At 66.0% G+C, this 1827-nt stretch carries 4 protein-coding genes; 1 reads left to right on the top strand and 3 read right to left on the bottom strand.

What is annotated here, in order from left to right; all coding sequences use genetic code 11:
* Nucleotides 1–737, top strand: a 737-nt coding sequence (locus DBR23_RS20675) for a M14 family metallocarboxypeptidase (protein ID WP_108499449.1), incomplete at its 5' end; no start/stop codon positions are given.
* 55 nt (nucleotides 738–792) lie between these two features.
* Here the strand turns inward: DBR23_RS20675 and DBR23_RS20670 are convergent.
* The 3 genes from DBR23_RS20670 to DBR23_RS20660 are packed head-to-tail and all read right to left on the bottom strand — an operon-like array spanning nucleotide 793 to nucleotide 1722.
* On the bottom strand, nucleotides 793–1083 hold the full coding sequence (locus DBR23_RS20670) for a hypothetical protein (RefSeq protein ID WP_108499448.1): 291 nt from the start codon (nucleotides 1081–1083) through the stop codon (nucleotides 793–795).
* Nucleotides 1080–1424 (bottom strand): DUF86 domain-containing protein, encoded by a 345-nt coding sequence (locus DBR23_RS20665; protein WP_108499447.1) that lies wholly within the window; start codon nucleotides 1422–1424, stop codon nucleotides 1080–1082. Before DBR23_RS20665 ends, DBR23_RS20670 begins: the two co-directional genes overlap by 4 nt.
* Nucleotides 1414–1722 carry a nucleotidyltransferase family protein gene (locus tag DBR23_RS20660; RefSeq protein WP_108499446.1) on the bottom strand — a complete coding sequence of 103 codons (309 nt, stop codon included), beginning with the start codon at nucleotides 1720–1722 and terminating at the stop codon, nucleotides 1414–1416. Before DBR23_RS20660 ends, DBR23_RS20665 begins: the two co-directional genes overlap by 11 nt.
* Between the last annotated feature and the right edge of the window lie 105 nt (nucleotides 1723–1827).

Genomic DNA, 1827 nt, shown 5'->3' with positions numbered 1-1827 from the left:
TTCCCCTGCGGGCCCTGCGCAGCCGCCAGTGGCAACCCGGCCTGCCCAGCGTGCTGGTCACCGGCGGGGTGCACGGCTACGAGACGAGCGGCGTGCACGGCGCGCTGCGGTTTGTTGACACGCAGGCCGAGCGCTTTGCCAGCCGTGCCAACCTGCTGGTGGTGGCGTGTGTGAGTCCCTGGGCGTACGAGCGGTTTCAGCGCTGGAACTTTGACGCCATCGACCCCAACCGGTCGTTCCGCGAGGGCTCGCCCGCGCAGGAGTCCGCGGCCCTCATGCGCCTGGTGGCGCCACTGCACGGCCAGTTTGCCGCCCACATCGACCTGCACGAAACCACCGACACCGACGAATCCGAATACCGCCCCGCCGTGGCCGCGCGCGACGGCAAGGTGTTCGAGCCCGGCAGCATCCCCGACGGCTTTTACCTGGTGGACGACGCCGACAACCCGCAGCCCGCCTTCCAGCAAGCCATCATCGAGGCCGTCAGCCGCGTCACACACATTGCGCCTGCGGACGACAAGAACCAAATCATCGGCTCGCCCGTGGTGGCCCCGGGTGTCATCCACTACCCGATGAAGCAGTGGGGCCTGTGCGCGGGCATCAGCGGCGCGCGCTACACCACCACAACGGAGGTCTACCCCGACAGCCCCCGCGCCACGCCCGAGCAGTGCATTGAGGCGCAAGTGGCGGCGGCCTGTGCGGCGGTGGAGTTTGTGCTGGCCGACGCGCAACTCTGAGAGTTGCGGCCCTGTGCGGCACGGCTTCGTATTTTTGGTGCTTTCTTGGCGCTCGTTACTCAGCGCTTCCCAAAGCGCCCAGCAGCCGGGCACTCACCTCAGCCGCATCCAGCGCCGCGAACGCCATGTTGTGCTGCTCCGTCAGCGGCCCATGGCCCGGCTCCATGCGGCCTGCGGCGTCGTAGCCCATGGCCTTGAACTTCCACACCCCGCCGACCGACTTCAGCGAGCCCACATGCGCGCCATCGGCCGTGTGCACGGACACCACGGCGGCGTTGATGGGCAATAGCTGCAATGGCCCTGCCAGCGGGCCTGGCGGTATGTGGGCGAAAGTGGGGTGTTTCAATCCTGCTCGTCCAGCAGAGTCTGTACCGCGCGCAGCAAGGCGGGCAGGGCCGTTTGGGTGATGTTCCACACGGTACTCACGTTCACCGTGGCGTAGCCGTGGATGAGTTGGTTGCGAAACGCCACGATCTGCGCCAGGTCAGGTATGCGGGCGGCCATGGCCGTATCCAGCTTGGACAGTTGGTTGAGTGCTTCGCCAATGATTTCAAATTTGCGCTCTACCGCCGCCTGGGCCATGGCGTTGGCGCCATAGGCTGCTGCATCCATGCCCTGGGTAAAAGACTCAATGGCGGCAGCCGCCTCGCGCACATCCCACAAGAAGGCGCGCGGGTCACGCTGCATACACAGCCTCGCGGTGGCGGTTGATGTTGGCTAGCACGTACGGGTTGCGCACAGCGCCGGGTTCCACCAGGTCCACGCCCCGGCCCAGCAGTGCTTCCAGATCGGCCTTGGCGCCAAAAATGGAGTGGAGCCCGGGCTCAATGCCCGGAGCAAACTCCACCAGAAAGTCGGCGTCGCTGTGGGCGGGGTCAAAGTCACTGGCCCGTGCCGCCGAGCCAAACACCTCCAGCCGCCGAATGCCGTAGCGCTGGCAGATAGCGGCAATGCCGGTCCGGTATTGGGCGATGGCGGGATGCATGGGCGCAGTTTAAGGCTACGCTGAACAAGCCCTCGAAATTTCCCGCGCGAACGCGGAAGACGCCATTTTTTGGATTTTGTGGCCTCTTGCGCCGCCCATTTGGGC

Source organism: Acidovorax sp. HMWF018 (genome assembly GCF_003061035.1).
Classification (GTDB): domain Bacteria; phylum Pseudomonadota; class Gammaproteobacteria; order Burkholderiales; family Burkholderiaceae_C; genus Acidovorax; species Acidovorax delafieldii.
This window is presented reverse-complemented; position numbering and strand designations above follow the sequence as displayed.